Raw genomic sequence first — 15,836 nt, 5'->3', positions numbered from 1 at the left:
GACGGAACGGCCGTCGCCCATTCAGTGGGAGCCCGTGGGCTACATGGTTGGCAGCGGCGCATATTTGTCGCAGGATGGGGCGTTGGCTGCCGCACGCGTCCTGCGCCGCAGCCATGTCGGCGGCATGGCTGCCGACCAGGTTCCGTGCCGCGCAGCAGGTGATGCGGGTCCCGGGCAAGCCACGGCCTTGTTTTACAACGGTTGTGTGTGCGTCCTGTCACGCGGTTGCTGCAGTCGGCCGGGTAGGCTATAAAGGCCCGCTTTCCCGGGCCCCGGGGAATCCAAGGAAGAGCGTTTCGTGGCTGCTAAAAAATCTGCAAAAAAGGCCGTCAAGGCCGCCAAGAAGTCCGCCAGCCCTGTTGCGAAGAAGACGGCGGCCAAGTCTGTAGCCAGCAAGCCGGCCAAGCCGGTGGCCAAGGCAACGGGGAAGACAACGGCCAGGACGGCCACGGCGAAGAAGGCGCCGGCAGCGAAAGCGCCCGCGAAGAAAGCGCCGGTGAAGAAGGTCGCGGCCAAGAAGGTCGCGGTGACCAGGGCACCGGCGAAGAAGGTCGTCGCCAAGAAGACGGCGGTCACCAAGGCAGCGGCGAAGAAAGCGCCGGCCAAGGTCGCCAGCAAGCCGGCCAAGGCCGCTGCGAAGCCGGCCAAGCCGGTTGCCAAACCGGCTGGCAAGGTCGCAAAGAAGCCCGTGGCCAAGCCGGCCCCGGCAAAGAAGGTTTCCACGGTCGCCAAGGCGGCCAAGGCCGCCAAGCCGGTTTCCGGCAAGGCGTCCGCAAGCAAGCCGTCGGCCAGTCCGGCGGTGAACAAGACCGCCACGGCAAAGCCCGCGGTCGGCAAAGCCACCGGCAAGCCGGTGGCGGCGCCCGCAGTGAAGTCCGTACCGAAGCCGGCCCCGCCGGTTCCGGCCACGTCTGTCCCGGCCAGCAACGCCGGTACCAAGGCACCTGAAAAGGTGGCCAAGGCGCCAGCCAAGCAGGCCCCGCAAATCAAGAATCCCGTGCCCGTTTCGAAATCGTCCGCGAAAACCCCTGTGAAATCCGATGCCGCCCCGAAGACCGTCGCCCGCCCGGTGGGCAAGGTCGCCGTGGCAGTGACCGCACGCTCGACCGCTCCGGCGCCGCGCAGCAAATACAAGGTGGTCGAGTACAAGACCGACGAAGCCACCGGCCGTCCGATCCTGCCTGCCGGCTACAAGCCGGGCGCAGAAGAGGAATACATGAGCCCGCTGCAGCAGGAGTACTTCCGCAAGCGCCTGCAGGACTGGCGCGCCGATCTGGTGGAAGAATCCAAGCAGACCATCGAGAACCTGCGCGAGGAAGTGCGTGATATCGGCGATGAAGCCGAGCGTGCGACCCGCGAAACCGAGAACTCGCTGGAACTGCGCACCCGCGATCGTTACCGCAAGCTGATCGGCAAGATCGACAGCACGCTCAAGCGCCTGGAAGCAGGTGATTACGGCTACTGCGTCGATACCGGCGAAGAGATCGGCCTGGATCGCCTCGAAGCGCGCTTGACCGCCGAGCGCACCATCGATGCGCAGGAGCGCTGGGAACACATGCAGAAGCAGCAGGGCGACTGAGCCGTACGCTGCCGCATGACGAAAAAGCCCGGCTCGCGCCGGGCTTTTTCGTTTGTGCGTCCACCGGGGACGGCAGCGCCGACCCATGGTCGGCGAGCGCAGCGGGCCGCGGGCTGACGGCGCTACCGCAGCTGCAGCTCCAGCTCGCTGCGCTGCGGCATCTGCACCGTCACCGGCGCGCTTTGCAGATCGCCCTCGGCGTGCGACGCCGTGCCGGTGCGTGACAGTCGCGCCAGCACCTCCACCTGTGCGTGGGAAGACAGCGGCTGGGTCGGCATCGGGCTGTCGGCGTCGCTGAGGGTGGCGCTCGCAGGCAGCGCCTGCAGCGGATAGCGGCGCACCGCCACCGGCATCGGCGGGCCTCCCGGTGCACGTGCCAGCACGAACAGCGCCGCGCCCTGTGGCCACTGCGCGGGATCGAAACCGGGCGGTAGCGCGATGCGGATGCTCAGCAGGGGCGCCGCGTTTTCCTGCAACGCCCCGGAGGAAGCGGCGGGCGCTTCGGCACCTGCCGCAGCGCGTGCGATGACCAGCTGTTGCTGCAGTGCCGCCGCCGCGCCGGGCTGCAGGCGCGGCAGCAGCGCGGACCACACGGCCACCGCTTCCGCATCGCGGCCGCGCTGGCGCAGCGCGATGCCCAGCAGCCAGGCAGCGCGTTCGGCATCGGGCTGAACCTGCAGCGCATGCTGCAGCCAGCCCAGCGCCCGGTCATCGAAATGTTTTTCCGGATCGGCCTGGGCACGCGCCTGGGCGGCTTCCACCAGCACGCCGGCATCGTCCGGTGCCAGCGCTGCAGCCCGGCTGTACGCGGCAGCAGCGGCATCAAGCTGGCCGAGTTCGCCGCGCGAGCGGCCCAGCAGCACCCAGCCATCGGCGCGCTGCGGTTCCTGCTCAAGTGCCTGTTCCAGCGCCTGCACGCCATCGCGCAGCTCCGCCAGCGAGGGCGCGGCCGGTTCCTGCGCGGCGCGCGGATCGCCCACCAGCAGGTACAGGCTGGCGCTGGCCAGGCCGATGCTCAGGCAGGCAACGAGGAATCCCGCCCGCCCGCGCGCGCGCAGCGGCCACAGCACCGCCAGCGCCAGCAGCAGGCCCGCAATCCCCGCCAGTACGGCCAAGCCGGCCGTCACCAGCCATCACCGCGGGTTTCCTCGACCACCACCGTGCCACCGCGGCGGCGCACCAGCCGCCACACCAGCAGCGCGCCGGCCAGCAGGAACAGCAACGGTCCGCCCCACAGCAGCCACGTACCGGGTTGCAACGTGGGCTGGTACAGCACGAACTCGCCATAGCGCTGCACCAGGAAGCGCTTCACCTCGGCATCGTCATGGCCCTGTTGGATCAGCTGCAACACTTCGCGGCGCAGGTCCTGGGCGATCTGGGCATTGGAATCGGCCAGTGACTGGTTCTGGCATTGAACGCAGCGCAGCTGCGCGGCCAGCGCATGGAAGCGGGCTTCTTCGGCATGGTCGGTGAACTGCAGCGGCCGCGCATCATGCACCGGCTGCTGCGCGCGCGCGACGCTGCAGAACAGCGAGGCCAGCAGCAGCACGGCCATCAGCAGGCCGCCTGCCAGCCGGCTGGCCGCGTGGCGATCAGGGCGTGGCGTGCAGTGCATTGCCGGCATCGGCCTGGGACTTCTCGACCTGTTCCAGCGCCGGGATCAACTTCTGCTCGATCACCGCCTGGGTCATCGCGCCGCTGTACTTCCAGCGCACCACGCCGCTGCCGTCCACCAGGAAGGTTTCCGGTGCGGCGGTGATGCCCCAGTCGATCGCGGTGCGGCCTTCGATATCACTCAACACCACCATGAAGGGATTGCCGAGCTGTTCCAGCCAGCGCAGGGCATCGGCCGGTTCATCCTTCCAGTTGTAGCCGATCACCCGCACGCGCTTGGTTTCGGCAAAGCGGGTCAGCACCGGATGTTCTTCGCGGCAGGCCGCGCACCAGCTGCCCCAGACGTTGAGCAGGTACGGCGCGCCGCGCAGCTCTTCGCTGCGGACCTGGATGTGCGGATCGTGCAGCACCGGCAGTTCGAAAGCCGGCGCCTGCTTGCCGATCAGCGGCGACGGAAGGACATCGCGCTGCGGATCGCCGCTCTTCATCACCCCATACACCATCAGCCCGAGCAGGCCGAAGAAGAACAGTACGCCGATCACGATGGCCACCGGCGGCAGCGGACGGGAAGGGCGGGGGGCGGGGGATTCGGACATGGAAAACAGGACTCCTACGGACGGCGGAAACGACGGTCAACGGCAGCGACCAGGCCACCGAGCGCCATCAGCAGCGCCCCGAGCCAGATCCAGCGCACGAATGGCTTGATATGCACGCGTACGGCCCATGCATTGTTGCCCAGTGGCTCGCCCATTGCCACGTAGACATCGCCGGAAAGGCGCGCATCGATGCCGGCTTCGGTCATCACCTGGCCACCGCTGGCATACAGGCGTTTTTCCGGATGCAGCAGGGCGCGTTCGCGGCCATCGCGGAACACCCGCAGGTGGCCGCGGTCGGCGCTGAAGTTCGGGCCCTCGCGATGGTCGACGCCTTCGAAGCGGATTTCATGGCGGCCCACCACCACGGCCTGCCCGGGTGACAGGGCGACTTCGCGCTGCACGTTCAGCGCTTCCACCAGCAGCGCGCCGGCCAGGAACACCGCCATGCCCACGTGGCCCAGCAGCATGCCGGTCATTTCCGCGGTGAAGCGCCCATTGCCGCGCAGCCGCTGCCAGATGAAGCGTGCCGTGCCCAATCCGACCCATGCGGCCGCGCCGACGCCGAGCCCGACCTTCCAGCCGTTCTGCGGTGCCCGCCACCACGCCAGCGCGGCCAACAGCACTGCCAGCACCAGCCACGGCAACAGCAGCGCCAGCGCGCGCGAGGGTTGGTCGCGCTGCCAGTTGACCAGCGGGCCGAACGGCAGCAGCAGCACCAGCGGCGCCATCAGCAGCAGGAACAGGCTGCCGAAGTAGGGCGGCCCGACGGAGATCTTGCCCAGCCCCATCGCATCGGCCAGCAACGGATACAGGGTGCCCAGCAGCACCATCGCACAGGCACTGGCCAGCAGCAGGTTGTTGGCCAGTAGCAGGGTCTCGCGCGAGGTGGCGGTGAAGCCGCGGCGCGGATCGCTGCTGTCCACGCCCAGGCTGCCGGCGCGCAGCGCGAACAGCAACAGTGCGCCGCCGACCAGGATCGCCAGGAACAGCAGGATGAACATGCCGCGCGAGGGATCGGCAGCGAAGGAATGCACGCTGGTCAGCACGCCCGAACGCACCAGGAAGGTGCCAAGCAGGGACAGCGCGAAGGCGGCGATCGCCAGCAGCAGGGTCCAGCTGGCGAAGGTGCCGCGCTTTTCGGTGACCGCCTGCGAGTGGATCAGCGCGGCGCCGGCCAACCATGGCATGAAGCTCGCATTTTCCACCGGATCCCAGAACCACCAGCCGCCCCAGCCCAGTTCGTAGTAGGCCCACCAGCTGCCCAGCGCGATGCCCAGGGTGAGGAAGGCCCAGGCCACGTTGGTCCACGGCCGTGTCCAGCGCACCCAGCGCGTATCGACCCGGCCATCCAGCAGCGCGGCGACCGCGAACGCGAACGGCACCGAGAAGCCGACGTAGCCCAGGTACAGCATCGGCGGGTGGATGATCAGTCCCGGGTCCTGCAGCAGGGGATTGAGATCACGGCCTTCCAACGGTGCGGGGATCAGGCGCGCGAACGGATTGGAGGTGAAGATCAGGAACGCCAGGAAGCCGATGCTGACCAGGCCCATTACCGCCAGCACGCGCGCCTGCACCGTAGCGGGCAGCGCGCGCGAGCCCAGCGCCACCGCGCCGGTCCACGCGGCCAGCACCAGGGCCCACAGCAGCAGCGAGCCTTCGTGCGCGCCCCACACCGCTGACCAGCGGTACACCATCGGCAGCAGCGTGTTGGAGTTTTCGGCGACGTAGCGCACCGAGAAATCCTGCTGCACGAAGGCAGCGGTCAGCACCGCGAAGGCGGCCGCCACCAACAGCAGCTGCGCCAGCGCCGCCGGTCGCGCGACCTGCATCCAGCTGGCGATGCCGCGCTGCGCCCCGATCAGCGGCAGGCTGGCCTGCAGCAACGCGGCCAACAGCGCCAGCAGCAGCAGGATCTGTCCCAGTTCGGGCAGCACTCAGCGCACCTCGGGCGCAGGCACGGGCACATCGTGTTTGACGTGCGCCTTGCCCATCTTGTCGGCCAGTTCCTTCGGCATGTAGGTTTCATCGTGCTTGGCCAGCACTTCTTCGGCGATGAAGCGATCACCCTGCAGGCGTCCGGTCACCACTACCGCCTGGCCTTCGCGGAACAGGTCGGGCAGGATCTGGTCGCTGCGAACGGTGAGCTCGGCATCACCATCGGTCACGGTGAACAGCGCCACCAGCGAGCCGGGCTCACGTTCCAGCGAGCCCTTGGCCACCATCCCGCCCAGGCGGAAGCGTTCGGCGCTGCCGGCATCACCACGCAGCACTTCGGCCGGGGTGTACAGGTAGGCCACGTTGCGCTGCAGGGCCATCGCCACCAGCGCGGTGGCCAGGCCGGAAGCGGCCACCAGCAGCAGCACCCACAGCAGTCGACGCCGGCGCTGCGGGTTCATCGCTCCAGCTCCAGCGGCGCGCCGTTACCGGTGCTGGCCGAGCGCCGAGCCTGCTGCCGCTGCTGGCGCTGGCGGGCATCCTGGCGTGCGCGGCGCAGGCGCAGGTGCGAGCCGATCGCATCGATAGCCAGCAGCCCGACGAACACTGCGTAGGCGGCCACCACGTAGCCCAGGTAATTCATGCTTCCCCCTGCAGCTGGCGCTGCACCCAGTCCTTGCCGGCTTCGCGCTGCAGGTTGTCCGCGCGCGCCTTGGCCAGCAGTGAGCCGACGAACCACAACTTGGTGCCGATCACCATCAGCCACAGCGGCAGCTGCATGCTGGCATCCAGCGTGGTCGGCCCGAACAGGCGGATGGTCTGGCCCTGGTGCAGGCTGCCCCACCAGTCCACCGAATAGCGGATGACCGGCAGCAACGCGACCCCGACGATGGCCAGCAGGCCCGCCGCGCGCGCGGCATTGCGCCGGTCCTCGATGGCCATGTACAGCCCGATCACCCCGAAGTACAGGAACAGCAGGATCAGTTCGGTGGTCAGGCGCGGGTCCCAGTCCCACCATGTGCCCCACATCGGCCGGCCCCAGATGCTGCCGGTGAGCAGGGTGACGAGGGTGAAGCCTGCGCCGATGGGTGCGCACGCCATCGCCAGCACCTCGCAGATCTTGATCTTCCACACCAGTGCGATGGCTGCGTAAAGCGCCATCAGCGCGAACACGAACAGGCTCATCCACGCGCTGGGCACGTGCACGAACAGGATGCGGAAACTGTCGCCCTGCTGGTAGTCGGCCGGCACCACGAACAACGCCTGCCACAGCCCGAAGGCCAGCACCGGCAGGGCAGCGAGGTGGAAGACACGGGACCAGCGACGGGCGAAACGGTCGAAGGCGGGCGGTGAGCCGAGTTGGTGGAACCAGCGGACGATCGGTTGCATGCGGTAGCGGCTATCCCGGTTGGTCGGTGTGGCTCAGCTCAAGGAAATGCGGATGGCGGCAGCGGTGGCCAGTGGCGCCAGCACCAGTGCCACCACCAGCCCGGCGGCGAGCATCAGCAGCGCGCCATACGGATCCTGATCGCGTGCAGCAGCGGCGACACTGCCTGCGCCGAACACCAGCACCGGCACGTACAGCGGCAACGACAGCAACGCCACGAGGATACCAGAGCGCCGGATGCCGACCGTCAGTGCCGCCACCATGCCGCCGATCAGGCTCAACAGCGGCGTGCCCAGCAGCAACGATGCCAGCAACATCGGCAGTTGGTCATGTGGCAGATGCAGCATTTCCGCCAGCAGGGGGCTGAGCACGATCAGCGGCAGGGCCGTCGTCAGCCAGTGCATCAGCACGCGCACCAGCACCAGCCACGCCAGCGGCACCGGCGCCAGCAGCCATTGTTCCAGCGAGCCGTCTTCGGCATCGGAACGGAACAGCGAATCCAGCGCCAGTTGCCCGGCCAGCAGCACCGCCAGCCACAGCACCGCAACCGCGTTGGCGGCCAGCTGCTGCGGATCGCGGCCGGACGCCAGTGCGAACAGCACCACCACCAGCAACGCGAACAGCACCGGTTGCAGCGCATCGCCACGGCGGCGCCAGACCAGTCGCAGGTCGCGCGTGGCCAGCGCACGTGCGGTCTGCCACAGGCCGGGTTCGGTACCGGGCGCGATCATGCGGCTACCTGCGGCAGCGCCAACTGCAACTGACGCGTGCGCACTGGCGGGGCGGCATACGCGCCGTGGGTGGTGACCAGTGCCGCGCCACCGCCGCGCAGGTGCGCGGAAATCATCCGGTTGACCAGGTTGATGCCCTCCAGGTCGAGGTTGGCATAGGGTTCGTCCAGCAGCCACAGCGGTGCCGGCGACAACCACATCCGCGCCAGCGCCAGGCGGCGCTTCTGTCCCGCCGAAAGATGCCGCACCAGGGTGTCTTCGTGGCCGGCCAGCCCGACCACGGCCAGCGCGCTGCCGGGCATCTGGCGCGCGCGACGGCCATGCAGCCCGCACAGGAAATGCAGGTTCTGCAGCGTATCGAGGTCCGGCTTCATGGCAGGCAGGTGGCCGAGGTAGGCGACGAAGCGCGCGCGCTCGGCGGTGCTGGCGGCGCGGCCATCGATCTCCACGCGGCCGGCTGACGGCCGCAGCAGGCCTGCCAGCACGCGCAGCAGGGTGGTCTTGCCGGCGCCGTTGTCCCCCTGCACCAGCAGCGCTTCGCCGGTATCGACATGGAACTCGAGCGGCCCGAACACGCGTTCGTCATCTCGTGAGAAGCAAAGACCATGTGCGGCCAGCAGCGCAGGGGTATTCAAGGGACACGATCTCTGCACGGCGGACGGGCCCTGATTCTAGCCGCCCGCGCCGGCTTGCGGAGCGCGCGCGCAGCTGCCGGTGGGCGGCGACCCCAGCCCCCGGTGGCGGCGACCCCAGCCCCCGGTGGGTGACGACCACAGCACCCCGTGGGTGATGACCCCAGCACCCGGTGGGTGAGGACCGTTGGTCGTCACGCTTCACCCCCCGCAGTACACTCCACGCCTGTCTTCCGCTCCCCGCACAGGCCGATGCAACCGCAGACCAAGCTGCCCAAGGTGGGCACCACCATCTTCACCGTGATGTCCCAGCTGGCCGCCGAACACGGCGCCGTCAACCTCGGCCAGGGCTTCCCCGATTTCAGCGCGCCTCAGCGCCTGATCGATGCCACCACCCGCGCGATGGCCGAAGGACTCAACCAGTATCCGCCGATGACCGGGGTGGCGCCGCTGCGCCAGGCCATCGCGCAGAAATCGCTGGACCTGTACGGCGCACAGGTCGACCCGGATACCGAAGTCACCGTCACCAGCGGCGCCACCGAAGCGATCTTCAACGCCATCCACGCCGTCGTGCGTGCAGGCGAGGAGGTGATCGTGCTCGACCCGGCGTACGACTGCTATGAACCGGCGATCGACCTGGCCGGCGCACGTGCGGTGCACGTGCCACTGGACCCGCAGACCTTCGCGGTGGACTGGGACCGCGTGCGCGCGGCGATCACCCCGCGCACCCGCCTGCTGATGGTCAACACCCCGCACAATCCGTCCGGTGCGATGCTGGCCGAGGCCGACCTGCAGGCGCTGGCCGACCTGCTGCGTGGCACGGACATCTACCTGATCTCCGATGAGGTATACGAACACATCATCTACGACGGCCGTCGCCACGAATCAGCGCTGCGCCACCCGGAACTGCGCGCACGCGCGTTCGTGATTTCCAGCTTCGGCAAGACCTACCACTGCACCGGCTGGAAGATCGGCTATGCGATCGCGCCGCCAGCGCTGAGCGCGGAATTCCGCAAGGTCCACCAGTACAACACCTTCACCAGTTTCGGGCCGGCGCAGTATGGTTTCGCCGCGATGATCCGTGACGAGCCGCAGCACCACCTGGAACTGGGGGCGTTCTACCAGGCCAAGCGCGACCGCTTCGGCGAGCAGCTGGCGCAGACCCGGCTGATGCCGCTGGCGGTGCCTGGCGGTTACTTCCAGCTGGTCGATTATTCGGCCATCAGCGACCTGCCGGACCATGAATTCGTGAAGTGGCTGACCATCGAAAAGGGCGTGGCGGCGATCCCGCTGTCGCCGTTCTACGAGACGCCGCCGGCCGGCCAGCGCATCGTGCGGCTGTGTTTTGCCAAGAACGAAGCCACGCTGGATGCGGCCATTGAACGGTTGGAGCAGCTGTGAGCGCCGCCGCCCAGGATCTGCGCATCAGCCTGGTGCAGGGCGATACGCGCTGGCACGATCCGGCCGGCAACCGCGCACATTACGCCGCGCTGCTGGCGCCGCTGGTCGGCACGACCGATCTGGTGGTGCTGCCGGAAACCTTCACCAGTGGTTTTTCCAACGCGGCGATCAGCCAGGCCGAAGACATGCACGGCCCTACCGTGGCATGGATCGTCGAGCAGGCGGTGAAACTGGGCGCAGCGGTCACCGGCAGCGTGCAGCTGCGCGAAGGCGATGCGGTCTACAACCGGCTGCTGTTTGCCACTCCGGATGGCGTTCTGCAGCAGTACGACAAGCGCCACCTGTTCCGTTACGGGGGCGAGCACGAACGCTATGCCGCCGGGCGCGAGCGCCTGAGCGTGGAGTGGAAGGGCTGGCGGATCAATCCGCAGGTCTGCTACGACCTGCGTTTCCCGGTGTTCTGCCGCAACCGTTTCGACGTGGAGCGGGCAGGGCAGCTGGATTTCGACCTGCAGATATTCGTCGCCAACTGGCCCTCTGCACGGGCGTATGCGTGGAAGACGCTGCTGCGTGCGCGCGCGATCGAAAACCTGTGTTTCGTGGCGGCGGTGAACCGGGTGGGCGTGGATGGCAACGACCTGCACTACGCCGGTGACAGCGCGGTCATTGACTACCTGGGCCAGCCGCAGGTGGAGGTGCGCGAGGTAGAGCAGGTGGTGACCACCACGTTGTCGGGGCAGGCGTTGGCCGCCCATCGCGCGCGCTTCCCGGCGATGCTGGACGCAGACCGTTTCGAACTGGACCCGCCGCCGCGCGCAGGCTGAACCGCGCAGCGGACTGGCGCGGCTGGCCCTGTCCTGACGGGGCGGCGCGCTGCTAGATTCGGCGCATCACGCATCCGGAGTATTCCCACGATGAAGAACACTGTTTCGCTGATGGCTGTTCTGTTGGCATCAGCGTTTGCCGCTCCGGCTGCGCAGGCGGCCGGCAACCTCGAATGCAGCCTGCGCTACGACCTGTCCGGCTGGTCGGCGTTCTACAAGACCGCCTCCGGCAATGGGACGATCACCTGCGACAACGGCATGCGCGTGCCGGTCACGCTGAAGGTCAGGGGCGGTGGCCTGACCGTGGGCAAATCGAAGATCGTCGATGGCACGGGCCGTTTCACCGGGGCGTATTCCCCCGATGACCTGTTCGGTACCTATGCGGCGGTCAGCGCGCATGCCGGGGCGGTCCGCTCCAGTGGCGCGGTGGCGATGACCAAGGGCGATATCTCGCTGGCGTTGGCCGGCACCGGCAAGGGCTGGGGCCTGGGGGTCGACGGCACGGCGTTCACCATCGAACGGCGCTGAGCGAGGAGGGTGTAGGTGACGACCAACGGTCGTCACCTACCAGCCATCCAAGTCGTCACCCCATCCGACAAAAAACCCGGCCGAGGCCGGGTTTTTGTTGGATCACAGGCCAGGATCAGCCGCCGCGCGGGCCACCGCGACCACGGTTGCCGCCCGGGCCGCCCGGGCCCCGATTGCCACCCGGGCCCCCCGGACCGCGGTTGCCGCCGGGACCACCCGGACCGCGATTGCCGCCTGGGCCACCGGCCGAACGGTTACCGCCCGGGCCGCGATTGCCGTTGGCCGCACGCGGGGTGCTGCCGTACGGGCTGAAGCCCGGGTTGGCGTGGTCGGACGGGAACGACGGTGCGTTGCCCGGATGACCATACGGATGCTTGTTGCCCTGGCCGCCCTGGCCACCGCGGTTGCCACCGGCGCCCGGTGACTTCGGCTTGGCGTAACCGCCACGACCGCCTTCACCCTGGCCCTGGCCGTAACCACCGCCCTGGCCGGGACCGCGTGCGCCGGGGCCGCGAGCGCCCGGACCACCCGGACCACGGGCACCGGGGCCGCCGGGGCCACGTGCGCCCGGGCCACGCGCCGCGCCGGGACCGGCGTTGCGATGGCCACTCGGACCGGTGCTGACGCCGTCCGGCACGTACCAGCTGCGGAACGCGGCCGGGTTGCCTTCCGGCAGGCCACGGTCATTCTTCTGCGGGCGCGCCTTGAACGGACGCTGCGACTGCTTGGCCGCGGCTTCACCGCTGACCGTCAGGCCGCCCTTGAAGCCGCCGCCGCCCTTGCCACCGCGACCGCGGCCGCGCTCTTCGCGGACGTTGTCGAAGCGACGCAGCTCGCGGCCTTCATCGGCGGTGTTGTGGCCGTTGACATAGGCCGTGCCACGGCCGCCATCGCGGCCCATGCGCACGGTGGTCTTGGCCGCGCGACGCTGGCCGATCACCGGCTGCAGGGTCAGCGCGGACGGTGCGCCTTCTTCCAGGTTCAACTTGGCGCGCAGCGCTTCGACCTGGGCGGTCGACAGTTCCACCGAATGGCCACGGGTGAGTTCGCGCGGCAGGCTGACGGTGCCGTAGCGGGTACGCTTCAGGCGGCTGACCTGGCAGCCCTGCGATTCCCACAGGCGACGGACTTCGCGGTTGCGGCCTTCCTTCACCACCACGCGGAACCAGTCATGCGAATCGGTGCCGCCAATGCGCTCGACTTCATCGAACTTGGCCGGGCCGTCTTCCAGCGCGACGCCACGCTGCAGGCGCAGGATGGTGTTGTCGTCGACCTTTTCCTGGCCTTCCGGGGCGCGCACGCGCACCACGTATTCGCGTTCGACTTCGAAGGACGGGTGCATCATCGCGTTGGCGAGTTCACCATCGGTGGTGGCCAGCAGCAGGCCGGTGGTGTTGATGTCCAGGCGGCCGACGGCGATCCAGCGCGCGCCCTTCAGCGCCGGCAGCGACTCGAACACGGTCGGGCGGCCTTCGGGATCTTCGCGGGTGGTCACTTCGCCTTCCGGCTTGTTGTAGACCAGTACGCGCGAGGGTTCGGCCAGGGCGGTGGCGACGAAGCCACGGCCGTCCAGCTCGATGCGGTCGCCGCTGCGCACCGACATGCCGGTCTGCGCGACTTCACCGTTGACCTTGACCAGGCCCTCGGCGATGCGCTGCTCCAGCGCCCGGCGCGAACCGAGCCCGGCCTGTGCCAGCACCTTGTGCAGGCGTTCTTCCAGCTTGAACTGTTCGGAGGTGGCTTCGCGCTTCAGCGACAGCTTGTTCAACGACAGCTTGCGGGGGGTATCACTCATTAACTTTGGCTCCGGCCGGCGTTTGGTCGTCGGCCTCTGGTTCGGAATCGGCTAGGTCAACAGCCACGGTCGTCTTCGCGACGGCGTTGTCTTCGCTCTCGTTCACTGGCGCCGCGCGCGTGCCCGGCGCGGTGTCGGGGTGCCCGTTGTCGCTGGGCGAAGGTGCTTGCTCATCAGGGTCTACCGCGACGGGCGCGGCAGGGGATCGGGGTGCGGCATCGGCGCCTGCGGCGGCCGGGATGCCTTCTTCATCGGTGCCACCGGCGGCCGGGGCATCGTCATCATTGGCTGCTGCGCCCGGGCTGGCGGCCGTGGCGGGCTGCGGTGCGTCGGGCTGGCCATCCGGACCCAGCGGCAGCTGCGGTTCCAGTTCAGCCAGGTCTTTCAGCTCGGACAGCGGCGGCAGTTCATCCAGACGCTTGAGGCCGAAATAATCCAGGAAACCCTTGGTGGTGCCGAACAGCGCCGGCCTGCCGGGCACGTCGCGGTGGCCGATCACCCGGATCCACTCACGTTCTTCCAGGGCCTGGATGATGTTGCTGCTCACCGCCACGCCACGTACCTGTTCGATCTCGCCACGGGTGATCGGCTGCCGATAGGCGATCAGCGCCAGGGTTTCCAGCGTGGCGCGGGTGTAGCGCGTCTTGCGCTCGGTCCACAGCCGGCTGATATGCCCATGCACTTCGGCGGTGACCTGGTAACGGAAGCCGGAGGCCACCTCCACCAGTTCCACGCCACGCTCGCTGCAGGCCTCGCGCAGGGTTTCCAACGCGCGTTCCACGCTGCCTGCCGGCGCCGGCTCGTCTTCCGGGAACAGCTCCTTGAGCTGCACCAGGGTCAGCGGCTGCGGCGATGCCAGCAGTGCGCCTTCGACGATTCGGTTGATCAGCGGTTGATCCATCGGCAATTCGCGCTCACTCGGTCGGGTTGGCTGCGTCGTTGTCATCGAATTCGCTGCTGAAAGACAGCGGCTCATTGGTGTTTCCCGCCGCCAGCGACTTGACGTAGATCGCCGCCAGCGGGGCTTCCTGCACGATATCCAGCAGCTGTTCCTTGGCCAGTTCCAGCATTGCCAGGAAGGTGACCAGTACGCCGAGCTTTCCTTCTTCGGCGGTGAACAGCGATTCGAAACGGTAGAACACGCCTTCTTCCATGCGGCCCAGCAGGTCGCCCATGCGCTGGCGGACACTCAGGGCCTCGCGCTTGATCGCGTGCCCGGTGAACAGCTCGGCGCGCTTGAGCACGTCGTGCAGGGCCACCAGCATTTCCTTCAGTTCCACCGGCGGCGGCAGCCGGATCGCCGCGCGGTCGGGGACGAAGGCATGCACCACGGTGGTGTCGCGGTCCTGCCGGGGCAGGCTGTCGATATCCTCGGCGGCCTGCTTGAAACGTTCGTACTCCTGCAGCCGGCGGACCAGTTCGGCGCGCGGATCGGCTTCATCGCCGTTCTCGCTGACCGGCCGCGGCAGCAGCATCCGCGACTTCACTTCGGCCAGGATCGCGGCCATCACCAGGTATTCGGCGGCGAGCTCGAAACGCAGTTCGCGCATCACCGTGATGTATTCCACGTACTGCCGGGTGATCTCGGCGACGGGAATGTCCAGGACATCCAGGTTCTGGCGGCGGATCAGGTACAGCAGCAGGTCCAGCGGTCCCTCGAAGGCGTCGAGGATGACTTCCAGTGCATCCGGTGGGATGTACAGGTCCTGCGGGATCTGCAGGACCGGTTGTCCATGCACCACGGCCAGCGGCATTTCCTGCTGCTGTGGGGTGGGCGGCCGGATTGACGGGGTCGCGTCTAGCGCGGTTTCAGAGGTCATCAAAGGACATCAGGATTGCAACGGACCGGTCGCGGCACCGGCCATTCCCTTCAGGCAACTGCCTGACAGGCCATGGCGGAAACCAGGACACGCCGGAATCGGCGCGATTCCACACATCAATAAAGCAGGACGCACCGCACTGGCGGCAGCGACGAAACTACGGGGAGGTCGTCTACGCGGTCTGGTCGGGGGCAGCGGTTCGATCATCGGTGGCCTGCGGGGCCATGGGACCGACGGGACGCTGCGTCCAGTCACGTGCAATGCAAACAGGTTACGGCTTTGCAGTGCTGGTGTCCAGTCAGGCGCGGCGCAGGGCCGGGCAGCGGCTAGAATCAGCGCCAGTTCCCGCAGGACAACAGGAGACAATCGATGTGGTACGTAATTGAAGGCTACGACGGCCAGGACGTGCTCGCGGCCCGGATCGCGGCCCGCCCGACCCACCTGGCACGGCTGCAGGCCCTGCAGGAACAGGGCAGGTTGCTGCTGGCCGGGCCGTGTCCGGCGATCGACAGCGAGGATCCGGGTCCGGCGGGTTTCAGCGGCAGCGTGGTGATCGCCGCGTTCGACTCGCTGGCCGCCGCCCGCGAGTGGGCCGATGCCGACCCGTACGTGGCGGCCGGTGTCTACATGCGCACCGAGGTGCGCCCGTTCCGCAAGGTCTTGCCATGAGCAATGCGGAGCGGATCGAGCGAATTCGTGATGCATTGCAGCATTCGCTGGCCCCCGTGCAGCTGCAGATAGAAGACGACAGCCACCGTCATGCCGGGCATGCGGGGGCGCGCGATGGGCGCGGCCATTTCAACGTCAGGGTGGTCAGCGAGGCATTTGCTGGTTTAGGTCAGTTGGCCCGACATCGCGCCATTTACGCTGCACTTGGCGACATGATGCAGACCGATATCCATGCGCTGTCGATCCAGGCGCATACCCCGGCCGAGGCTGGCTGACCCGGTGTCCCCTCCTGTCCTGTGACGTCCCGGGGACGTCCCGCCACGGA

At 68.2% G+C, this 15,836-nt stretch carries 18 protein-coding genes; 6 read left to right on the top strand and 12 right to left on the bottom strand.

All coding sequences use genetic code 11. The features are described 5' to 3' along the window. Positions 1–298 precede the first annotated feature (298 nt). Positions 299–1,579 carry an RNA polymerase-binding protein DksA gene (gene dksA / locus ACI2JH_RS17205; RefSeq protein WP_404736789.1) on the top strand — a complete coding sequence of 427 codons (1,281 nt, stop codon included), beginning with the start codon at positions 299–301 and terminating at the stop codon, positions 1,577–1,579. Positions 1,580–1,701: 122 nt separating this feature from the next. On the opposite strand, the gene ACI2JH_RS17200 is transcribed toward dksA, so the two are convergent. The 9 genes from ACI2JH_RS17200 to ccmA are packed head-to-tail and all read right to left on the bottom strand — an operon-like array spanning position 1,702 to position 8,477. Continuing rightward, the gene (locus ACI2JH_RS17200) at positions 1,702–2,706 is read right to left on the bottom strand and encodes a tetratricopeptide repeat protein (protein ID WP_404736788.1); all 1,005 of its coding nucleotides are present in this window, start codon (positions 2,704–2,706) and stop codon (positions 1,702–1,704) included. Then, a complete protein-coding gene (locus ACI2JH_RS17195; RefSeq protein WP_101098529.1) occupies positions 2,703–3,134 on the bottom strand; it encodes a cytochrome c-type biogenesis protein in 432 nt (143 codons plus the stop codon). Before ACI2JH_RS17195 ends, ACI2JH_RS17200 begins: the two co-directional genes overlap by 4 nt. Before the next feature lie 37 nt (positions 3,135–3,171). Then, positions 3,172–3,789: a DsbE family thiol:disulfide interchange protein gene (locus tag ACI2JH_RS17190; protein WP_042615204.1), complete on the bottom strand. Its 618-nt coding sequence runs from the start codon at positions 3,787–3,789 to the stop codon at positions 3,172–3,174. Positions 3,790–3,803: 14 nt separating this feature from the next. Continuing rightward, the gene (locus ACI2JH_RS17185; protein WP_101098513.1) at positions 3,804–5,723 is read right to left on the bottom strand and encodes a heme lyase CcmF/NrfE family subunit; all 1,920 of its coding nucleotides are present in this window, start codon (positions 5,721–5,723) and stop codon (positions 3,804–3,806) included. Then, positions 5,724–6,185 carry a cytochrome c maturation protein CcmE gene (gene ccmE / locus ACI2JH_RS17180; RefSeq protein WP_101098512.1) on the bottom strand — a complete coding sequence of 154 codons (462 nt, stop codon included), beginning with the start codon at positions 6,183–6,185 and terminating at the stop codon, positions 5,724–5,726. Further along, entirely contained in the window at positions 6,182–6,367 is a 186-nt protein-coding gene (gene ccmD, locus ACI2JH_RS17175; RefSeq protein WP_101098511.1) for a heme exporter protein CcmD, read from the bottom strand. Before ccmD ends, ccmE begins: the two co-directional genes overlap by 4 nt. Next, the gene (locus ACI2JH_RS17170; protein ID WP_182656726.1) at positions 6,364–7,113 is read right to left on the bottom strand and encodes a heme ABC transporter permease; all 750 of its coding nucleotides are present in this window, start codon (positions 7,111–7,113) and stop codon (positions 6,364–6,366) included. Before ACI2JH_RS17170 ends, ccmD begins: the two co-directional genes overlap by 4 nt. 33 nt (positions 7,114–7,146) lie before the next feature. After that, positions 7,147–7,842: a heme exporter protein CcmB gene (ccmB, locus tag ACI2JH_RS17165; RefSeq protein ID WP_101098509.1), complete on the bottom strand. Its 696-nt coding sequence runs from the start codon at positions 7,840–7,842 to the stop codon at positions 7,147–7,149. After that, the gene (gene ccmA, locus ACI2JH_RS17160) at positions 7,839–8,477 is read right to left on the bottom strand and encodes a heme ABC exporter ATP-binding protein CcmA (protein WP_101098508.1); all 639 of its coding nucleotides are present in this window, start codon (positions 8,475–8,477) and stop codon (positions 7,839–7,841) included. The genes ccmB and ccmA overlap by 4 nt, the downstream gene beginning before the upstream one ends. A 249-nt stretch (positions 8,478–8,726) precedes the next feature. On the opposite strand from ccmA, the gene ACI2JH_RS17155 reads away from it, so the two are divergent. The 3 genes from ACI2JH_RS17155 (at position 8,727) to ACI2JH_RS17145 (ending at position 11,227) form a co-directional block, all read left to right on the top strand. Continuing rightward, a complete protein-coding gene (locus ACI2JH_RS17155; RefSeq protein ID WP_404736787.1) occupies positions 8,727–9,875 on the top strand; it encodes a pyridoxal phosphate-dependent aminotransferase in 1,149 nt (382 codons plus the stop codon). Beyond that, on the top strand, positions 9,872–10,699 hold the full coding sequence (locus ACI2JH_RS17150) for an amidohydrolase (protein ID WP_101098506.1): 828 nt from the start codon (positions 9,872–9,874) through the stop codon (positions 10,697–10,699). The genes ACI2JH_RS17155 and ACI2JH_RS17150 overlap by 4 nt, the downstream gene beginning before the upstream one ends. A gap of 90 nt (positions 10,700–10,789) precedes the next feature. Next, the gene (locus ACI2JH_RS17145) at positions 10,790–11,227 is read left to right on the top strand and encodes a hypothetical protein (RefSeq protein ID WP_182656729.1); all 438 of its coding nucleotides are present in this window, start codon (positions 10,790–10,792) and stop codon (positions 11,225–11,227) included. 115 nt (positions 11,228–11,342) lie between these two features. Here the strand turns inward: ACI2JH_RS17145 and ACI2JH_RS17140 are convergent, their stop codons facing one another. Genes ACI2JH_RS17140 through ACI2JH_RS17130 form a run of 3 tightly spaced genes read right to left on the bottom strand, consistent with a single transcriptional unit; the run spans position 11,343 to position 14,842 of the window. After that, positions 11,343–13,022, bottom strand: a complete 1,680-nt coding sequence (locus ACI2JH_RS17140) for a pseudouridine synthase (protein ID WP_404736786.1) — start codon at positions 13,020–13,022, stop codon at positions 11,343–11,345. After that, entirely contained in the window at positions 13,015–13,923 is a 909-nt protein-coding gene (gene scpB / locus ACI2JH_RS17135) for an SMC-Scp complex subunit ScpB (RefSeq protein WP_101098503.1), read from the bottom strand. The genes ACI2JH_RS17140 and scpB overlap by 8 nt, the downstream gene beginning before the upstream one ends. Before the next feature lie 13 nt (positions 13,924–13,936). Continuing rightward, positions 13,937–14,842 carry a segregation and condensation protein A gene (locus ACI2JH_RS17130; RefSeq protein ID WP_404736785.1) on the bottom strand — a complete coding sequence of 302 codons (906 nt, stop codon included), beginning with the start codon at positions 14,840–14,842 and terminating at the stop codon, positions 13,937–13,939. Positions 14,843–15,211: 369 nt separating this feature from the next. On the opposite strand from ACI2JH_RS17130, the gene ACI2JH_RS17125 reads away from it, so the two are divergent. Next, a complete protein-coding gene (locus ACI2JH_RS17125) occupies positions 15,212–15,511 on the top strand; it encodes a YciI family protein (RefSeq protein WP_404736784.1) in 300 nt (99 codons plus the stop codon). Beyond that, entirely contained in the window at positions 15,508–15,786 is a 279-nt protein-coding gene (locus tag ACI2JH_RS17120) for a BolA family transcriptional regulator (protein ID WP_042615190.1), read from the top strand. Before ACI2JH_RS17125 ends, ACI2JH_RS17120 begins: the two co-directional genes overlap by 4 nt. Positions 15,787–15,836 lie beyond the last annotated feature (50 nt).

Origin of the sequence: Stenotrophomonas sp. NPDC078853, assembly GCF_044901215.1 — a bacterium.
Classification (GTDB): domain Bacteria; phylum Pseudomonadota; class Gammaproteobacteria; order Xanthomonadales; family Xanthomonadaceae; genus Stenotrophomonas; species Stenotrophomonas lacuserhaii.
Note: the sequence above shows the minus strand (reverse complement) of the source record. Positions and strands in the feature narration are given on the sequence as shown.

Bases quoted from the DNA above. Each gene is read 5' to 3' on its own strand.
- ACI2JH_RS17195 (WP_101098529.1), bottom strand. From the start codon at position 3,134: ATGGCCGTGCTGCTGCTGGCCTCGCTGTTCTGCAGCGTCGCGCGCGCG.
- ACI2JH_RS17190 (WP_042615204.1), bottom strand. From the start codon at position 3,789: ATGTCCGAATCCCCCGCCCCCCGCCCTTCCCGTCCGCTGCCGCCGGTG.
- ccmE (WP_101098512.1), bottom strand. From the start codon at position 6,185: ATGAACCCGCAGCGCCGGCGTCGACTGCTGTGGGTGCTGCTGCTGGTG.
- ccmD (WP_101098511.1), bottom strand. From the start codon at position 6,367: ATGAATTACCTGGGCTACGTGGTGGCCGCCTACGCAGTGTTCGTCGGG.
- ACI2JH_RS17170 (WP_182656726.1), bottom strand. From the start codon at position 7,113: ATGCAACCGATCGTCCGCTGGTTCCACCAACTCGGCTCACCGCCCGCC.
- ccmB (WP_101098509.1), bottom strand. From the start codon at position 7,842: ATGATCGCGCCCGGTACCGAACCCGGCCTGTGGCAGACCGCACGTGCG.
- ACI2JH_RS17155 (WP_404736787.1), top strand. From the start codon at position 8,727: ATGCAACCGCAGACCAAGCTGCCCAAGGTGGGCACCACCATCTTCACC.
- ACI2JH_RS17145 (WP_182656729.1), top strand. From the start codon at position 10,790: ATGAAGAACACTGTTTCGCTGATGGCTGTTCTGTTGGCATCAGCGTTT.
- ACI2JH_RS17140 (WP_404736786.1), bottom strand. From the start codon at position 13,022: ATGAGTGATACCCCCCGCAAGCTGTCGTTGAACAAGCTGTCGCTGAAG.
- scpB (WP_101098503.1), bottom strand. From the start codon at position 13,923: ATGGATCAACCGCTGATCAACCGAATCGTCGAAGGCGCACTGCTGGCA.
- ACI2JH_RS17130 (WP_404736785.1), bottom strand. From the start codon at position 14,842: ATGACCTCTGAAACCGCGCTAGACGCGACCCCGTCAATCCGGCCGCCC.
- ACI2JH_RS17125 (WP_404736784.1), top strand. From the start codon at position 15,212: ATGTGGTACGTAATTGAAGGCTACGACGGCCAGGACGTGCTCGCGGCC.
- ACI2JH_RS17120 (WP_042615190.1), top strand. From the start codon at position 15,508: ATGAGCAATGCGGAGCGGATCGAGCGAATTCGTGATGCATTGCAGCAT.